The organism is Proteus sp. MB838 (assembly GCF_054767435.1).
Genome location: NZ_BAABMO010000001.1, coordinates 46,230 through 65,268 on the forward strand (window position 1 = coordinate 46,230; position 19,039 = coordinate 65,268).

At 37.0% G+C, this 19,039-nt stretch carries 18 protein-coding genes; 10 read left to right on the plus strand and 8 right to left on the minus strand.

Annotated elements, in window-relative coordinates:
* Positions 1 to 63: 63 nt before the first annotated feature.
* The 10 genes from ompR (at position 64) to ACYUCW_RS00250 (ending at position 9,493) form a co-directional block, all read left to right on the plus strand.
* The gene (ompR, locus tag ACYUCW_RS00205) at positions 64 to 786 is read left to right on the plus strand and encodes an osmolarity response regulator transcription factor OmpR (RefSeq protein WP_004246792.1); all 723 of its coding nucleotides are present in this window, start codon (positions 64 to 66) and stop codon (positions 784 to 786) included.
* Positions 786 to 2,126, plus strand: coding sequence for a two-component system sensor histidine kinase EnvZ (gene envZ / locus ACYUCW_RS00210; RefSeq protein ID WP_460408021.1), 1,341 nt, complete (start codon positions 786 to 788; stop codon positions 2,124 to 2,126). Before ompR ends, envZ begins: the two co-directional genes overlap by 1 nt.
* Positions 2,127 to 2,328: 202 nt before the next feature.
* Positions 2,329 to 3,369 carry a phosphate ABC transporter substrate-binding protein PstS gene (gene pstS / locus ACYUCW_RS00215; RefSeq protein WP_004246790.1) on the plus strand — a complete coding sequence of 347 codons (1,041 nt, stop codon included), beginning with the start codon at positions 2,329 to 2,331 and terminating at the stop codon, positions 3,367 to 3,369.
* Between the two features lie 75 nt (positions 3,370 to 3,444).
* Positions 3,445 to 4,404, plus strand: coding sequence for a phosphate ABC transporter permease PstC (gene pstC, locus ACYUCW_RS00220; protein ID WP_004246789.1), 960 nt, complete (start codon positions 3,445 to 3,447; stop codon positions 4,402 to 4,404).
* 1 nt (position 4,405) lies between these two features.
* Positions 4,406 to 5,308 carry a phosphate ABC transporter permease PstA gene (gene pstA / locus ACYUCW_RS00225; RefSeq protein ID WP_004249075.1) on the plus strand — a complete coding sequence of 301 codons (903 nt, stop codon included), beginning with the start codon at positions 4,406 to 4,408 and terminating at the stop codon, positions 5,306 to 5,308.
* Positions 5,309 to 5,338: 30 nt separating this feature from the next.
* Positions 5,339 to 6,115 carry a phosphate ABC transporter ATP-binding protein PstB gene (gene pstB / locus ACYUCW_RS00230; protein WP_004246787.1) on the plus strand — a complete coding sequence of 259 codons (777 nt, stop codon included), beginning with the start codon at positions 5,339 to 5,341 and terminating at the stop codon, positions 6,113 to 6,115.
* A 14-nt stretch (positions 6,116 to 6,129) separates the two neighbouring features.
* Complete coding sequence (gene phoU / locus ACYUCW_RS00235) at positions 6,130 to 6,864, plus strand: phosphate signaling complex protein PhoU (RefSeq protein WP_004246786.1); 735 nt, start codon at positions 6,130 to 6,132, stop codon at positions 6,862 to 6,864.
* A 203-nt stretch (positions 6,865 to 7,067) separates the two neighbouring features.
* Positions 7,068 to 7,907, plus strand: a complete 840-nt coding sequence (locus ACYUCW_RS00240) for an ABC transporter substrate-binding protein (RefSeq protein WP_004249074.1) — start codon at positions 7,068 to 7,070, stop codon at positions 7,905 to 7,907.
* A gap of 97 nt (positions 7,908 to 8,004) precedes the next feature.
* Positions 8,005 to 8,742 (plus strand): amino acid ABC transporter permease, encoded by a 738-nt coding sequence (locus ACYUCW_RS00245; RefSeq protein WP_004246784.1) that lies wholly within the window; start codon positions 8,005 to 8,007, stop codon positions 8,740 to 8,742.
* Between the two features lies 1 nt (position 8,743).
* Complete coding sequence (locus ACYUCW_RS00250; RefSeq protein WP_004249073.1) at positions 8,744 to 9,493, plus strand: amino acid ABC transporter permease; 750 nt, start codon at positions 8,744 to 8,746, stop codon at positions 9,491 to 9,493.
* Positions 9,494 to 9,550: 57 nt separating this feature from the next.
* On the opposite strand, the gene ACYUCW_RS00255 is transcribed toward ACYUCW_RS00250, so the two are convergent.
* From ACYUCW_RS00255 to ACYUCW_RS00290, 8 genes are read right to left on the minus strand one after another with little or no spacing between them, the layout of a single operon-like run.
* Positions 9,551 to 10,561, minus strand: a complete 1,011-nt coding sequence (locus tag ACYUCW_RS00255; protein ID WP_163748114.1) for a hypothetical protein — start codon at positions 10,559 to 10,561, stop codon at positions 9,551 to 9,553.
* Positions 10,562 to 10,582: 21 nt separating this feature from the next.
* Complete coding sequence (locus ACYUCW_RS00260) at positions 10,583 to 11,521, minus strand: ACP S-malonyltransferase (RefSeq protein ID WP_012368540.1); 939 nt, start codon at positions 11,519 to 11,521, stop codon at positions 10,583 to 10,585.
* A gap of 11 nt (positions 11,522 to 11,532) precedes the next feature.
* Positions 11,533 to 12,840: an ABC transporter permease family protein gene (locus ACYUCW_RS00265; protein ID WP_036895758.1), complete on the minus strand. Its 1,308-nt coding sequence runs from the start codon at positions 12,838 to 12,840 to the stop codon at positions 11,533 to 11,535.
* On the minus strand, positions 12,840 to 13,508 hold the full coding sequence (locus ACYUCW_RS00270; protein ID WP_121910277.1) for a hypothetical protein: 669 nt from the start codon (positions 13,506 to 13,508) through the stop codon (positions 12,840 to 12,842). Before ACYUCW_RS00270 ends, ACYUCW_RS00265 begins: the two co-directional genes overlap by 1 nt.
* Positions 13,489 to 14,196, minus strand: coding sequence for an ATP-binding cassette domain-containing protein (locus tag ACYUCW_RS00275; protein WP_004249068.1), 708 nt, complete (start codon positions 14,194 to 14,196; stop codon positions 13,489 to 13,491). The genes ACYUCW_RS00270 and ACYUCW_RS00275 overlap by 20 nt, the downstream gene beginning before the upstream one ends.
* A gap of 11 nt (positions 14,197 to 14,207) precedes the next feature.
* A complete protein-coding gene (locus ACYUCW_RS00280) occupies positions 14,208 to 15,242 on the minus strand; it encodes an ATP-binding protein (RefSeq protein ID WP_163748116.1) in 1,035 nt (344 codons plus the stop codon).
* Complete coding sequence (locus ACYUCW_RS00285; protein ID WP_004246776.1) at positions 15,239 to 16,456, minus strand: beta-ketoacyl synthase N-terminal-like domain-containing protein; 1,218 nt, start codon at positions 16,454 to 16,456, stop codon at positions 15,239 to 15,241. The genes ACYUCW_RS00280 and ACYUCW_RS00285 overlap by 4 nt, the downstream gene beginning before the upstream one ends.
* Entirely contained in the window at positions 16,453 to 19,014 is a 2,562-nt protein-coding gene (locus ACYUCW_RS00290) for a beta-ketoacyl-[acyl-carrier-protein] synthase family protein (RefSeq protein ID WP_036972128.1), read from the minus strand. Before ACYUCW_RS00290 ends, ACYUCW_RS00285 begins: the two co-directional genes overlap by 4 nt.
* Positions 19,015 to 19,039: the final 25 nt, after the last annotated feature.

The window sequence follows — 19,039 nt, forward strand, 5'->3', positions numbered from 1 at the left end:
TTTAATATTCTTATCAATGATAGAATTCGCTAATAAAAGCATTTGCACTTCGGGAGCTTAAAGATGCAAGACAGTTATAAAGTGCTGATTGTGGATGATGATTTACGTCTACGTTCACTATTAGAGCGCTATTTGACAGAGCAGGGTTTTCAAATCCGCACCGCGGCAAACTCCGATCAAATGGATCGTTTACTTACTCGCGAATCTATCCATCTTATTGTCCTCGACTTAATGCTTCCTGGCGAAGATGGCTTATCTATTTGTCGTCGCTTGAGAAGCCAAAACAATCCTATCCCTATTATTATGGTGACTGCCAAAGGGGAAGAAGTTGACAGAATTGTCGGACTTGAAATTGGTGCTGATGATTATATCTCAAAACCATTTAACCCAAGAGAGCTATTAGCCCGTATTCGTGCGGTGCTTCGTCGCCAAGCCAACGAACTACCGGGAGCACCTTCACAAGATAATGCGATTGTCTCATTTGGTAAATTTAAGCTTAACCTCGGTACGCGGGAAATGTTCCACGAAGATCAACATATGCCTTTGACCAGTGGTGAATTTGCCGTATTAAAAGTCCTTGTTTCACATCCCCGAGAGCCATTATCACGTGATAAATTAATGAGTCTGGCGCGAGGTCGTGAATATAGTGCGATGGAGCGTTCTATTGATGTGCAAATTTCTCGTTTACGTCGCATGATTGAAGAAGATCCCACCCATCCTCGCTATATTCAAACGGTTTGGGGACTGGGTTATGTCTTTGTACCTGATGGAACGAGCGTATCATAATGAGAAGGCTGAGGCTTTCACCCCACAATAAGCTCACTCGCTCTCTATTTCTGGTTATCTCATTACTTTTTTTTAGCTTGATAGCCAGTTATGTTGTTGTACAGCAACTTATTGTCGGGCCAAGCCTCCAGCAATTTAATAAGGTATTAGCGTATGAAATTCGTACGCTAGTACCGGAAGAACTGATCTTAGTCGATGGCACCCCACTTAAAATTTCTCCCGCTCTACGTAATAAAATTTACAACGAGTTAGGTATCTCATTCTTTGATAAAGACGCCGCTTTAAAAGCTGGTTTAGAATGGGCAAGAGAAGATTTAGAACTTAGCCAGCAGATGACGGATTATCTCAATAGTGATACGACGATTTGGCTAGAAAACCCCCTAGAGTATCCTATTTTATGGATTAATACCCAACTCTCACCCACGCTATGGATACGCGTACCACTTACCGAATTAGGGCAAAATTTCTTATTACCCGTTTATCGGCAAGCCATTATTTTTATCATCATCGTAGTGGCATTTTTCTGGTTATATAACCGTTTTCAAAATCGTCCATTGCATGAAGTTGAATATGCAGCACGACGCATTGGTAAAGGGGTGATCCCTCCACCAATACCTGAATCAGGCACTGCTGAAATGCGTTCAATTATTCGAGCATTTAATCAAATGTCATCAGATATTCGTTCATTAGATAATGATAGAACACTGGTGATGGCCGGGGTAAGCCATGATTTACGCACTCCGTTAACGCGTATTCGTCTTGCTACAGAAATGATGAGTCCTGAAGATAGTTATCTTGCTGATTCTATCAATAAAGATATTGAAGATTGCGATGCCATTATCGGTCAATTTTTAGACTATATGCGCACAGGCAAAGAGATGTCTTTAGAATTATGTGATATGAATGGTCTATTGCGAGAAGTGATCTGCGCTGAATCTAACTCAGGTAAAGTCAGCGAAGAGCATTTATACCCTTATCCTATCAATATCACAGCAAACCCAATTGCCGTCAAACGGGCGCTTACCAATATGATTGTTAATGCCACACGCTACGGACATGGTTGGATAAGCATCACAAGTAATCAAAATGAAGAATATGCTTGGTTTCAAGTTGAAGACGATGGTCCAGGCATTGCCAAAGAAGATAGACAACGTTTATTCCAACCCTTTGTTCAAGGGGAACAAGCACGAAGTTCAACCGGTGCGGGTTTAGGTCTATCTATTATTCGTCGGATCATGGATGCCCATGGTGGCTTTGTCGAACTCGGCGATAGCACGAAAGGCGGGTTACTGATCCGTGCCAACTTTCCGTTAAAAGTGCAAGAAGACGAAGATGATTAATATCCTCACTTTTTAACGTTAACGCCCTTCTTATTTTTTCTCACCTATTTTTATGCATTATTTTCACTCTTTTTCTGCTTTGTCATAAAACTGTCACAATTAAGACATTTAATTGTCATCTAACTGACCTATTGTCTGTGCGTACCGTAACCGAAGTTGATAGATGTCGAAAAGTTATTCTACCTATCCCACAGGAGGGATTATGAAACTGATGCGTACCACCCTGACCAGTGTCATTGCCGCTGCACTTTCAATGACGGCTCTTTCTGCACAGGCAACGACCTCACTGACTGGTGCTGGCGCAACGTTCCCTGCTCCAGTTTATGCAAAATGGGCAGATAGCTATCAAAAAGAAACTGGCAACAAAGTTAACTACCAAGGCATAGGCTCTTCTGGTGGTGTAAAACAGATCATTGCTAATACTGTCGATTTTGGTGCTTCTGATGCACCATTAGCTGATGAAAAACTCAAGGCTGACGGTTTATTCCAATTTCCAACTGTCATCGGTGGTGTGGTGATGGCAGTCAATATCTCAGGTATTAAATCCGGTGAGCTTGTCTTAGACGGTGAGACTATCGGGAATATCTACTTAGGCAAGATCCAAAAATGGAATGATCCTGCTATAGCTAAACTAAATCCAAAACTCAATCTACCTGACCAAAACATTGCTGTTGTTCGTCGTGCTGATGGTTCAGGCACATCATTCGTTTTTACTAGCTACTTATCTAAAGTAAATAGCGCATGGAAAGATGAAGTAGGCGCAGGCTCTACCGTTAAATGGCCTACAGGCTTAGGTGGTAAGGGAAATGATGGCATCGCAGCCTTTGTTCAACGTCTACCAGGCTCAATTGGTTATGTTGAATACGCTTACGCAAAACAAAACAATCTTGCATATACTCAATTAGTCACTGCAGATGGCGAAGTTATTCCTCCTACTGCCGATAGTTTTAGCGCAGCAGCGAGAAAAATTGATTGGAGTAAGAGCTTTGCACAAGACCTAACGAATCAAAAAGGCGAAAATGCCTGGCCAATTACTTCTACTACCTTCATTTTAGTGCATCAAACGCAAAAAGATGCGGCTAAAGGAAAAGAAGTACTGAATTTCTTTAACTGGGCATATGAAAAAGGCAATGATGAAGCGAAAAATCTTGATTACGCCGTATTGCCAAAAGAAGTGGTAGAACAAATTCGTGCCGCTTGGAAAACAAGCATCAAAGACAGTAATGGTAAACCAATTTACTAACCAAAGGGTTACCATTAAAAAATAGATTAACGTTCACCCCCTGCAACACAGGGGGTAATAAATTAAAGAGGCTTTATGGCCGAGCATACAACGGTAATAAAGGCCCCGAGTAAACGAGGGGACGTTATTTTTAGCGCACTAGTTCGACTAGCTGCGTTAATTACACTTTTGCTTTTAGCAGGTATCATTGTTTCACTGATTTTCGCCTCATGGCCAAGTATTCAACAATTTGGTCTGTCATTCTTGTGGACGAAAGAGTGGGATCCACCCGCACAGGAATTCGGTGCTTTAGTACCAATTTACGGTACTGTCGTTACCTCAATTATTGCCCTGATCATTGCGGTTCCGGTGAGTTTTGGTATTGCACTCTTTTTAACAGAACTGGCACCCAATTGGCTAAAGCGCCCATTAGGTATCGCTATTGAGTTATTAGCCGCTATTCCAAGTATCGTTTATGGTATGTGGGGACTCTTTATCTTTGCGCCGCTCTTTGCCACATACTTCCAAGAGCCTGTTGGCAATGTGCTCTCATCAGTCCCTATTGTCGGTGAGTTATTCTCTGGTCCTGCGTTTGGTATCGGTATATTAGCAGCAGGGGTTATCCTCGCAATTATGATCATCCCTTATATCGCGTCTGTAATGCGTGATGTATTTGAACAGACCCCGGTGATGATGAAAGAATCCGCTTACGGTATCGGCTGTACCACATGGGAAGTGATTTGGAATATCGTTTTACCTTATACCCGAAACGGTGTGATAGGTGGTGTGATGCTTGGATTAGGTCGTGCGCTCGGGGAAACTATGGCTGTGACCTTTATTATTGGTAACACCTACCAGTTAGACTCTGCATCACTCTTTATGCCGGGCAATAGTATTACCTCTGCATTAGCCAACGAATTTGCCGAAGCAGAAACAGGTCTTCATACCGCTGCATTAATGGAATTAGGTCTGATTTTATTTGTCATTACCTTTATCGTCCTTGCGATTTCTAAGTTTATGACACTACGTTTATCTAAGAATGAAGGAGCACGTTAAGATGGCTAAAACATCCTCTTCTTCATTACAAGTTCAAACAGAAAAAGAACTGCATATACGCCATAAACGCCAACTTTGGCGTCGTCAAAAAAACCGTATCGCACTGTTTTTATCTGTCTCTACCATGGCATTTGGTCTGTTCTGGTTAATGTGGATCTTGTTTTCTACAGTAACCAAAGGCTTTGATGGCATGTCTTGGGCCTTATTCACAGAAATGACGCCACCCCCTAACACCGATGGTGGCGGATTAGCTAACGCCATTGTGGGTAGTGGTCTACTTATTTTATGGGCGACGGTCATTGGTACTCCTTTGGGGATCTTAGCGGGTATCTACCTTGCTGAGTATGGACGTCGTTCATGGTTAGCGGAAGTCATACGCTTTATCAACGATATTTTATTATCAGCCCCATCGATTGTTGTTGGACTGTTTGTGTATACCATTGTGGTGGCACAAATGCAGCACTTTTCTGGTTGGGCGGGTATTGTGGCATTAGCGTTATTACAAATACCTATTGTTATTCGCACCACGGAAAATATGTTGAAGTTAGTCCCTGATAGCTTACGGGAAGCAGCTTATGCATTAGGGACGCCCAAGTGGAAGATGATCGCTAAAATCACGTTAAAAGCCTCCGTATCAGGTATTATCACGGGCGTATTATTAGCGATTGCGCGTATTGCGGGTGAAACAGCACCACTGCTATTTACTTCACTATCTAACCAATTCTGGAGCACAGATCTAAACGAACCGATAGCCAACTTACCTGTGACTATCTTTAAATTCGCCATGAGCCCTTTCTCACAATGGCAAGAGCTTGCTTGGGCTGGCGTATTACTGATCACCCTCTGTGTTCTATTTATCAATATTATCGCGCGCGTGCTGTTTGCTAAAAATAAGCATGGCTAACGCAGAAAGTTAAGCAAGAGAGAACGTTGAATGACTATGGCTAATGATAACGCTGGAAACAAAATCCAAGTTCGTGACTTGAACTTCTACTATGGTAAGTTCCATGCGCTGAAAAATATCTCATTAGATATTGCCAAAAATAAAGTAACGGCATTTATCGGCCCTTCTGGCTGTGGTAAATCCACTTTACTGCGTACTTTTAATAAAATGTATGAGCTTTATGGCGAACAGCGTGCTGAAGGTGAAATCTTGTTAGATGGCAACAATATTCTGACAGATAAGCAAGATATTGCGCTATTACGCGCAAAAGTAGGCATGGTATTCCAAAAACCTACACCATTTCCAATGTCGATTTATGACAATATCGCTTTTGGTGTACGCTTATTTGAAAAACTGTCTCGCGCTGAAATGGACGAACGCGTTCAGTGGGCGCTGACCAAAGCCGCATTATGGAATGAAACCAAAGATAAATTACATCAAAGTGGCTATAGTCTTTCTGGGGGACAGCAGCAACGTTTATGTATCGCACGCGGTATTGCTATCCGTCCTGAAGTATTATTACTGGATGAGCCATGCTCTGCACTCGATCCTATCTCTACAGGTCGTATTGAAGAGCTTATCAGTGAACTAAAATCCGAATATACCGTGGTGATCGTCACCCACAATATGCAGCAAGCTGCACGTTGTTCTGATTACACTGCATTTATGTATTTGGGTGAATTAATCGAGTTCAGTGATACGGATACATTATTTACTCGTCCAGCGAAGAAGCAAACTGAAGATTACATCACTGGGCGTTATGGCTGATAACGAGGCAAATCATGGATAATTTAAACCACAATAAACATATTTCTGGTCAATTTAACGCTGAGTTAGAGCATATCCGTACAGAACTGATGGTCATGGGTGGCTTAGTTGAAGAGCAATTAAAAAAAGCCATTACCGCAATGCATAACCAAGACCAAGCATTAGCCAATGAAGTGATTGAAGGTGATCAAAAAGTCAATATGATGGAGGTTGCCATTGATGATGCCTGTATGCGTATCATTGCCAAACGTCAGCCCACCGCCAGTGATTTACGCCTTATTATGGCGATTTCTAAAACTATCGCCGAATTAGAGCGTATTGGTGATGTGGCAGAAAAAATCTGTAAAACGGCCCTTGAGAAATTTTCACATCAACATCAACCACTGCTAGTAAGTTTAGAGTCCTTAGGCCAACATGCGATACAAATGCTCCATGATGTTCTTGATGCTTTCGCTCGTATGGACTTAGAAGAAGCTATTCGAGTCTATCGTGAAGATGCAAAAATTGATAACGAATATGAAGGTATTGTTCGTCAATTAATGACTTATATGATGGAAGATCCTCGCACTATCCCGAGCGTACTGACGGCATTATTCTGTGCTCGTTCTATCGAACGTATTGGCGATCGTTGCCAAAATATCTGTGAGTTTATCTTCTACTACGTTAAGGGTCATGACTTCCGTCATTTAGGGGGTGACCAAGTAGAAAGAATGCTGACAAAAAATGATGATAGTCATTCTGCTAATTAAATAATTTATTCACTCTCTTTACGCTCTGAAACAGAGGCATTATTTGCCTCTGTTTTTTTATTTATGTTTATAAAGTCACTATCTCTCCTTAACTTATTCTATAAAAGCATATCCATATCATTTTTTATTATTTTATGAACTTAGAACAACTTGATAGCGTGATAGCCAACATAACAATGAGAATACTTTTTTTGGGGTGAATAATGAAATTACGTGTTTTGGCAACGGCATTAATTGCTGGCTCAGTGCTTTTTTCTGGTCTGGCAAAAGCCGATAAATTAGACGATATAAAACAGGCAGGTGTGGTACGCATTGCTATTTTTGATAGTAACCCACCGTTTGGTTTTATCGATCCACAAACCAAAAAATTGGCAGGTTATGATGCAGATATTGCGAATGAAATTGCCAAAGATCTCGGGGTAAAATTGGAATTACGTCCAACTAACCCAGCTAACCGTATTCCACTACTTAGCGCCAAAAAAGTCGATTTAATTGCCGCCAACTTCACCATTACCGAAGAGCGAGCAAAACAAGTCGATTTCTCTGTACCTTATTTTGCTACTGGACAGAAATTTATCGCGCGCAAAGGCGTATTAACCAGCCCTGAGCAAATTGCGTCATTACGCATTGGGGCTGACAAAGGCACCGTACAGGAAATTACCTTACGTGAACGCTATCCTGAAACTAAAGTCATCTCCTATGACGATACCCCTCTTGCGTTTGCCGCATTACGCAATGGCAATGTACAAGCGATAACCCAAGATGATGCTAAATTAGTAGGGTTATTAGCTAATTTACCTGAGAAAATCAAAGCTGATTTTGAAATATCGCCCTTTAGTATTACACGAGAATATCAAGCCGTTGCCGCAGCTAAAGGTGAACAGCGTTTAATTAACGAGATTAATAACACGCTATTAAGATTAGAGAAAGAAGGCAAAGCAGACGAAATTTATAATCGTTGGTTTGGCCCAGATACTAAGTCCGCTCAACCTCGTGGTGACTTTAAGTTTGCCCCACTTTCTGAGCAAGCGCCTCAATCCTAATGGTAGAGCAAATAACGATTTAATTCATCGCGATGATTTATTGATAAAACACCAACCCCGCTACTGCGGGGTTTGGCGTCTGCAATAGGTAATAATTATGTTTGCGCAGTTTCTTTCTCACTATCTTCTTGAGCCTCACTACTTAAGTTGGCTGTGGCAAGGTTTTTTAATCACCTTGCTTATCTCTTTCTGGACTATCATTATTGCCACATTACTAGGTTTTCTTCTCAGTGCTGCCTATGATAGCCATATCGCGCCATTACGTTGGTGTGCGGCCATTTATACTTCACTCTTTCGTAATACCCCATTATTGGTTCAGCTCTTCTTTTGGTATTTTGCTTCTGGTGAACTATTGCCACAAACGGCCATGATATGGCTTAACACCCCACATGAACTTTCTTTATTTGGCTTAACGCTCTCTTGGCCCTCTTTTGAATTTTTAGCCGGTATTATTGGGCTTACCTTTTACTCTGTACCTTTTATTGCCCAAGAGCTAAGAGCAGGAATACAGGGAGTCAGACAAGGCCAAAAATATGCAGCTTTAGCGTTAGGATTAACCCACTGGCAATCCATGCGTTATGTCATTTTACCGCAAGCTTTTCGTATCGCCCTTCCGCCATTGTTGGGTCAATATATGAATATTATCAAAAACTCCTCTCTCACTATGGCCATAGGTGTCGCAGAGCTTTCTTATGCTTCAAGGCAAGTTGAAACTGAATCATTGCGTACTTTTGAAGCGTTCGGCGTCGCCACCATACTGTATATCGCTGCCATTGCATTAATGGAAGCTTGGGGGCAATGGCATCAGCAACGAAAATTAGCGCAAGGATATTGATATGGACTTTACTGTTATTGCTGATAATTGGCAGTATCTACTTTTTGGCGCGTATCCTGATGGGCCATTAGAAGGTGCGGCTTTAACTATATTTATTAGTGTGATCGCCGGTATTGTATCTATTATATTAGGGACGCTTGGGGGGATCGCTCTCGCCATGCTTAAAGGGGTATGGGTTAACTTATTTGCCGCTTTTTTAGGTTTTTTCCGTGCTATTCCGGTCATTATGCTGATTTTTTGGCTCTATTTTCTATTACCCGTGGTATTAGGAATGGAAATTCCTGAGATAACCACTGTGATCTGTGCTCTAGCACTTATTACCTCCTCTTATATCGCTCATGGTGTTAAAGCCGGTATTCTCGCTATTGGCAAAGGGCAATGGCAAGCAGGTTTATCATTAGGATTTAATCGCTGGCAGACGCTTTGGTATATCGTGTTACCACAAGCATTACGTATGATGGTGCCCTCTTTTATCAATCAATGGATAGCCTTAATTAAAGATACTTCCCTCGCTTATGTTGTAGGTGTCGGTGAACTCTCATTCTTAGCAACACAAGTTAATAATCGCAGCATGGTGTACCCGATGGAAGTTTTTTTATTTGTTGCCTTTATTTACTTTGTGCTCTGTTTTTCATTAGAGTTAATTGCCAACCGAGTGGGGAAATTATTTACCACCCAAAAAGAAAAACGCTCTTTTTGGCAATATGTTATCCCTAATAAAAAGCCTTCACTGAGTGAAAAAATTATTTAACTTATTCATCCCCTAATAATATTGATTAGGGGATTAAATAATAACCATCACAATGTCTTACTCCTTAAAATTTTTTAGTGCTTTTAAACGTAAGATCATATCAAATGCTAATATAAATTCCTGATAGAGTTTATTTCTCCGCTCAATAAAATAAAGATAAATAACTAAAGATAAACTCACCGAATAAATTAAAAAGAAATTCTCTTTTATATTCAGCAAATAGAATAATAAACAGAGTAACAATGTACCTAAAGGGATCAAAATCAGAAACCATAATACACGGCAAAACAGGCCTCTTTTTTTTACCTCAGCAAAATCTTCTTCAAAGCTATAACAGATAATCATCCCCATTAGGTAATTAATTTTACTCGCCTTCGATAAAAAAAGCATAACAAACAGAACACTATATAAAAGAATGATTAATGCAACAATAAACTCAATATTAAGATAACCTTGCTCTAACGAGAAAGTAGCACTGTTCTGGAGCGGAAAAACAATAGGAAAATTAACAAGTAAACTTAAAAAAACCTCATTAACAATAAGATAGGATATGTTAAATTTTTTCTTCTCACGGCTATATAAAGAAAAGTTATTCAAATAATGAATTGAACAACTGACATAAAACTTGATCAAAAAATACATAAAAAACCATATCATTAATGGTGACAAGAAAAAACCAAGAAAAATAATAATATATATTTGGCTATCAAAAACAATCTCGATTAAATAAGAGGTAACAAGAAATATTATTATAACCCCAATTATATAGCTTAACGAAAAAACAGTAAAATAACGTGATATTATCGTCCTTTTTATATCGCTTTTATTATTATTTTTTAAATAAAACTTTTCAGAAAAGAGACAGTATCGCCAATATATTCGCTCATTCATCACTGCACTGAGTAAGATGACAATAAAAATAGCAAAGTTACCCATAAATAATAACCAAAAACTTAACTCATTATAATTATTAATAAAGCATAAACTTAATACTATCGAGGCGATATAAATAGGTGTTAGCATAGTATGATGATGCGCTTGCATATAATAATGATAATTAGGCAACATAATTGCTCCTATATAAGATAATTAAATATAATCATTAACATGCAATATATTTTTATCTTTTAGCGTATGTGAATTTTTCGCTAAATAATACAATGACTTGCTATCACCAAGTTCAATAAAATTGTGATAGCCTAAATGACACCATAGCGCCATAGTTGCTGTCCATCTTACGGTTTCTGTGAGTTGATTAACTAAATTCTGTTTAATTGTCTCAATATCGCTAACAATCTCAGCAGAAACATTCATCACTAGGGGTTTATCTGGGATTGAAAAAGGGATTGTCTGTAAAAAGTGAGCAAGTAAATTTTTCCCTTCGCTCATCAATTCAGTGTGCCAAGCACCATTAACGGCTAATTTATTCGTTTCTATTTTCATATTAGCTAATTGATTAACAACCTTACGTACACTTGCATACTCCCCCCCAATAACTTGGTGAAGTTCACTGTTATCACAGCAAATATTCACCTTTGTGGCGAGATCTTGCTGGTCGATCAATGTTGATAACGTCTGATAAGAGCAATTTTTAACAACATACATTACCCCTTTGTTATTCTTAGCGAGCTGTTGCATGATAGATGCGCGATAACTAATTAACTTAAAGACAGATTCAAGTTCCAGTACGTTCGCCGCAAATAACGCTGAATATTCTCCAGCGCTGTGCCCTGAATAACCCGCCTCATTCACACAACAATGCTCACGCAGTAAATAAAGAGAAGCAATATTGATAGTTGTTAACGCCACTTGCTGATAACAGGTTTGTACCAATTTATTCATGGGCCCTTTTAAACAAACCGTCCTTACATCGAACCCTGCTATTTCACTCGCACAATTCCATACTTCTTTTATTGATGGAACGTCACGATATACCCTATTTCCCATACCTAAATAAGGCCTACCCTGACCTGGAAAAAATAAAATGCTCTCTTGATTTTGGTGATACTTTTTCTCTCTCAATGGCATAGACCATACTCCTAAATAGTAATATTATTTTTTTGATATTTTTGTAAATAGTGGCTAACTTTAAAAATAGAGTTACACGAAGCGATTGTTGCGGAAAAAAATAATAATAGAGGGATTTTAAACATAGCATCATATTGCCATAGCCAAGGGATCATTAATGAATAGCTATTATTATCAGATAAAGAAATATTGATTTGTTTCAAATTAATCAACCAAGATAATAGCTGATTAATTAATAATATCGTTATAGAAATTGTTATAGTCATAAAAATAGCCAATAAAATAAATAATCGAGAAAAACTACCTCGCCAAATACCTAATCGATTAAATTCGAACAGATCACCAATAGCTTTTTTGATAGTGATGATAATGATTTTATTCACTAAAAAATAATAATAAATAGCAATAATGCTATACAATAATAGCATTGACCACTTAAAGAATGTCACAATAGAAATAATATAACTTTGTCTCTCAATAACAGGGATCACTTGCAAATTTAAAGATTTTTCTTTATTAATCCTTGTTATTTTAGCTATTACGCTATCCATATCATGCACATTTTTTAATAGAATATTTATTTTTGAGACACTTTTACTTTTTTTTATATATTGTAGTGTTTCTAATGGAATTTTGATCATGGCATAAGGATAACTATTTATTTGTGTGTTAAAAATACCACGTACATAAGTTGGTAATACCATTTTTTCATTATTATGAATAAATACAACATTAACTAAATCCCCATAGTTTATATTTATAGCATCAGCAATAAACTTATCTATCGTGATTTCTGTTCTTCTGACATGAGACAATTCACTCCCTGAAACAGTTAGATCGTATGCTCCTATGGTTAATAATGACTTAGGCTCGATAGCTAGGCCAGAAAACAATACTGTTTTTTTATTGATAACATTTTCTATCATGCCTGAAAAAATAATTTGTGGTGAAATTACCTGAATTTTTTCTAATAACTGCTTATCATAAGTTAATAAATGGATGATTTCTTCAGCATTGGTTATTTCCAAATAATCTTTCTTATCAGTAATATCCTGTTTATTATCTTTTTTATAAATTTCGATATGCCCTAAATTGGAATATGCTACTTGCTCTTTGAGCAGTAGCGTGAGGTGATGATAAAAACCCTCCAAAATCGAGATGGCGACACAGAGTAAAACGATAAAACATAAATTTCGATAAAAATGGCTAAGGGTTATATAAAGTAACCCTAATGTGTATTTGATATAAAACCAAGATAATGAACTAGAAAGTAATACTATCAAAATAAATATTGAGATGAATATAATAATATTTTCCATTAATCACTCTCTAATGTTATTGGTTGAATAACCGCGGTCTTTTCAATAGATAACCAAGGAGGAACGCTAGTGAAACTATATCGAGCAATTTTTTTACTCGCTTCATTTTCTTGAAGTAATTGAGCCATGATCTTTTTTGCTTGTGTCACTTGCTCACAACTAAATAATGCACGCGCATACATATAGTTAATCATGGGTATAAGTTCACTATTGATATTAATATTCTCAAGTAATTGCTGACTGTCTTTTTTAGCCACCACACAGCGCCCTAAATAACGAGGTGTAAAAGCATCCATTCTTAATCTTAGATAGATCAACCGCCAATTAGTTGGATTTTTTTCAACAACTTCATCAAGATAAAAAAAGGCCTTTTTTATTGTCTGTGCAGCCTGAGAATAAGCTTTATTTTTATGATAATAAGCGGATAAAAATACACTAACATAACCATAAATGACTTTATCAAATGGATGATCACCTTGTTTTATACTGTATTCTAACTCTGAAATTAATGAGGTCAATTTATCACTGGCAGTAAATGTATTCAGTGATATAAATAATAAAAAACGTTTATCACTATTTTTAATGTCTATTTTACTCTCTACTTGCGAGAGCAATAGAGAAATTATTATTAAAATAATACCGATACAATTAAGTTTTCTCCCCATCATATAACTCTCCATGTTTAAGCGTTATAATTTTATCTACAGTCATGTTTAGATGATTACAATTAGTGATTAATAATATTGGTATAGATAAATCTTTATGTACTTGTGATAATAATTGGATAAAATAATCAAAGTTATTCTGACTGAAACAATCATTATTATAATTAGCAATGATACACTTAGGTTTTTTCACTAAAGCTCTGCTAAAGGCAACCTTTAGCAATTGATCTGTTGATAACGATTTTGGGGTTTTATTATAGAGTTTTTCTATGCCCATAGATTTAAGTGTATTTATAATATTATTCTTTAGCTTTTTTTTATCTTTATGATCGACTACTGAATAATAAATATTATCAAATACATTACAATGATTAAAAAAGTAATTTTCTTTGAAAACAAAACCGATCATTCTATTCCTTAATAAAGCTCGCTGCTTTTCATCTAGAATATTTATATAGTTACCTAAAAAATAAGTATAACCAGTATATTGAATATCAACTCCTGAAATAATATCAAACAATGCATTCTTTTCATTCTCTTGTTGATATTTTATTAATGTAAAATGCTCATTATTAATATCGAATGTGAGATTTTTAAAAATTATTTCAGCATTACTTTTATCATGATTAAATTTATTAATATTTGTTAGTGAAAATAGTGCTAATTGGCGTGCTTTTGTTATTCCATACATAAAATACCTTATTATTGTTTCCAACAATCAACCAGCCAAACACCATTTTCTCCATCAAACGCACTCAAAAGGTAATGAGAGGCACTATCTGCTGCTTTTTGTAAATGATCGAACATAAGAGCCGGTGTGATAAACCCACTATCACCATAAAGACAATTTAAAAAATAGCAATTAAGATTAACAGGTAACGCTGTGAATGCGGTTTCAAGTATAGAAATATATTTATAAGTCAGTAACGCAGTTATATAAATTGAACCCGTCTGTTTATTAATACAACGGTGCCAATTTTTAACTAATTGCTTTATTGCCTTTTTTCTATTTTGACTCATAGAAAAATAATGATTGATAGAAATCGAAATATCTGAACACTGTTTTTTATTGATAATGATGCAGGCGACTCTTTCAATACTATTTATATTTTCCAATGTATTAGGCTTGAAAAAAAGGGTTATCGGTTGTCTTTCTATTTCACTAAAAGATAAAATTGGTACAGCCCGAAAACCACCACAAATAAATATATTATCAAGTAAATCACTATTAATGAGCTTTTGTGCTAATAATAGTGCCGACATCATACCATTACGTTCGCCTCTTATTTTGCAAGAGAAATTTTTTATACTGTATTTTTTTACGATATTTCTAGGAATAATATTAAGAGTGAACACATCTCTTAAACTATCTATCTGCTCGAAAGCAGTTAGCTCTCCCCATGCATCAATATAAATCAGTCCATTTCGCTCTTTTTTTAAGAGGAATTGTGATTTTGTATCTAATTGACCAACAGCATGATCGACCACATGCTCTATTGCAGATAGGTAAGGACGACAATTTGTTTTTCTTATTCCTTCACGTAGATACATATCATGATTGACCCCATAGCGTTGAAAACTCCAACTTTTTCCTGCGCTTTTTTTACCCGCTAAACGTAACATATGAGATTCCCATACGTTATACCATGAAGGAATAAAAGGGATCAGTGGCTCTTGTGGCTCAAAAAAAGCATAAGCGGCCAAATTAATAGCATCATAGGGTAATAATCGCCTCATCCTTGCTCTCCATTTGCGATTAATAACATGGCAATAATAGAGCCATCCATACCTAAGCCGATTTTTAAAATAGGTTTAGCGCTATAGTTCACACACTCTTGATTAGTGAGGAAATTAACCTCCATTCCATCATCTATTGGATAATGTGTAGTTGAGGGGATCAATCGATTATTTTTTAATGAATCAGCTATAATCATTAAATCAATAATACCAGAGCAATTAGAAATATAACCTATCTGCCCTTTATAGCTAATAATAGGGATGGGTTGTTTAAAGATGTTAGTAATAGCTACCGTCTCAGCTTTATCACTAATAATCGAACCATTACCATGAATAAAAATAGCACCAATATCACTTGGTAAATAATGACTAAGATCGAGAAGCTGAGAAATCACTTTTGATATTGTATAAAAGTTAAATAATGTGCCTCCCATTGTCCGTTCAGCATTACTTTGCATAAAAACGGAATGATAGATATAAGCAGGTGCAAGATATTGTCTCGAGTTTATCTGTTGTTGGCTTTCTAAAATCATCACGGCATAACCATCTGATAAGGTGACCCCATCACTGTATTTACTCAAAGGTTGAGCGTGCGCTTCAACTAACATGCCTTGGCTATCCATAAAGGCTATATCTTGTAAAAGTAAGCTATTCCACGACAATACTATTACAATATCCGCCATATCTTGGCTTATTTCATTATGTCCTATATGCACAGCCATTAACGCAGAATTACTGGCACAATAGATAGGGATAGGTGGAAAATCTAACTGATATTCAGCCCACAATTTATTCGCTAATTCATCCTGTGCAAAAGAGGCTGCATGGAGTGATTTTATCTGCGGAGAATATTGAACATCTTCGGCATCGTTTTTATCATAAAACCCTTGGTAATCCATAAAATCGGCTCTAGGCCCGTGACCTGCAAGATACATTATGGTACGTGAAGCGCGAAGCTTTTCTAGGGTGATATTAGCCCGTTTTAAACTGTTATGAATTAATCGCGTTAATATTTCAAAATGATCATTGGGAATATTTTGATAGGGGATCACCGCCGGATTATGATTAAATTTAAAATATTCTACAAAATAATCATCAGAGAAGTATTTCTCTGTTTTAATTGTTCTTTTTAATAAGAGTTGTTCAGAAAGTTGTTCAAAATTTACTATTGAAGGTAAATTAAGTTCCCATCCACTTATCGCAACATTTTTCATAACGGTTTCCTGATGATAATTGCATAGTGGTTACATCCTTCTGATGAACCAAGAACTAAAGCAGTTTCTATCTGCTTATTAATCGGTTGGGTAACAAAATGAATATCATCAGCTATAAAACTTTTTGTATAAGGAATAGGTATTATCGTGTTGCTTTGCATCATATGAATCACTAAAGAGATCGCCAATATCCCAGCGCATGATTCAACTAAACCAAAAAAGGCATTGTAATTAACTACTGGTACATGATTTGCCGCTTGATAAAATAGTTGCCGAATCGCACGGATTTCAACTTCATCATTCTCTTTATTACCATCACTGGTACCACAGATAATATCAATATCTTGGCAACTGAGTTGCGCCTCAGATAATGCTTGTTGGATAGCCTTACATAAGGCGGCCACTCTATCAGTAATATTTTCGTCTACTAAAAAAGTATTATCATTCGCTTTACCGTAGCCAATAATTTCAGCATAAATTTTAGCGCCTCGTTGCTTGGCATACTCTTTATCTTCAAGAAATAACATCCCTGCCCCTTCTCCGGGGATATAGCCGGCACTTGCATTAGAATAAACCTGATAATCTGTCGCATTCTTGGTCAGATTAACTTTCTTACTCATCGCTTGAAAATAGAGTGAAATAGAACTGAAGTGCTCATCTGCCCCTCCGACAATTACCTGAGGTTGTAGATCTTGCCTGATAATTTCATAACCATAAGTTAACGCTCCTAATGCAGCATTAACCCCTGTTGCCAATGTCGTGGTATAACCTTTTATTCCCTCTGTGATGGCACAAAATGTCGGTACTGCATTCATTAAAGTACCAGGAAATTCTGATGTTCTTACTTTTTGCGGATCAGGAATTAAACTTTGTAAATAACGATTAACGGTACTTTGTGGCCCTTTTGACATTCCAACAATAAAACCTAAGTTATCACCATCACGTTTAATTTTGCGTCCAGCATTAGCAAGTGCTTCATTTAAAGCGAATAAAGCATAAGTCCCGCTAGGAATAGCTTTTCTTGGATCATAATAACGTAATGTTTTTTTCGGATTAACATCAGTGATAGCATGATAACAGGCGTTATTTTTTAAGCGATGATCAATGTCGAGATCAAAATAAGGATGTCCTAACGATTGCTCAAAATCATTATCTTTTATGACAACAGACATCAAATTGTCGATATCTTTCTGCACATCACTCGCAAATACAATAGGTTTTAATGTACCTGTTTTATCTCCTGCCAAAATCGCTGTTATTATCTCCATTATATTATTGCCAATAGACGTAATCGCCCCCACCCCGGTAATAACCACTTTTTTAGCTTTATATTCCGTCGGTGTTTTATCTGTAATATAAGGGCTTGCGATAATAGAGCAGTTATTTCCTCCAAAAGCATAATTATTCTTCATAAAAAATTTTACTTTTTTATCTTGAAAGAAATTCGGTACATAATTTAAATCACAGCTATGCCTTGGCTGAGTGAAATTTAATGTAGGGGGAAGTTTATCTTCGGCTAAACAAATAAAACACGCGATGATTTCAACAATACCCGCAGCACCAATATTATGACCAACATAAGATTTTGTTGAACTTAATGGGATATGATAAATATTAGGAAATACTTTTTTCATCGACATGGTTTCAATGCGATCATTTGCTTCAGTACCTGTACCATGCACATTTATATAATCAATATCATTAGGAGTAATACCCGCATTATCCAGTGCTTTATACATAACTTGCACTGCACCATTTCCTCGAGGATCAGGGCTAGTTTCATGGTAAGCATCACAAGATGTCGCGTAAGAGACAATTTCACCATATATTGTCGCACCACGTTCAACCGCATGTTGATAATCTTCTAATACTAACGCCCCAGCACCTTCACCAATAGACATACCAGGAGTACCTGAAAATGGGGAAGTTGGTGTTGTTTTCATCACATTAAGGGCATAAAAACCCGCAAAGGTAGGAAGATAAATGGGTTCTGTTCCGACCGCTAGCACAACAGGATTTTTGCCATTTTGGATATAATCATACCCCATACCTATCGCGTTAGGGCTTGCGGTACAGGCCGTCGCCACTAATTCAAGGCCACCACGTAAGCCAAGTAGACTTGATACACTCGAACAACATGATGAAAATCCACCGGATAAAATGGCTTTTTTTATCGAAAAATCATCAATATGTTGTTCAAATAATGGCAGAAAGGCTTCCGTTCCTGCTGAAGAGACGCCCACGATCATCGCGGTATTATCTAAAATAGACTGATTATCTATTAAGTTTGCTTGTTGTAATGCCTCATTGCAGACTCGATATGCCCATAATGCCGCATTATCTAGTGATCGAGCGATATGCTGCGGTATATCTGAATAATCTAATGCCATCTCAATCTCAGATGCATTGGCATTTTTAAACCATTTTAAATAACGTTGGCTGGGCTTAATATTACATTGTCTATTAAAAAGAACCTGTTTAAATTGAGGCACATCTTTAGCTAAAGATGATAAAATCCCCATTCCGGTTATTACAACCCGACGGCGTCTACTATTCATGTTAATTCCTATATAATATTTATTA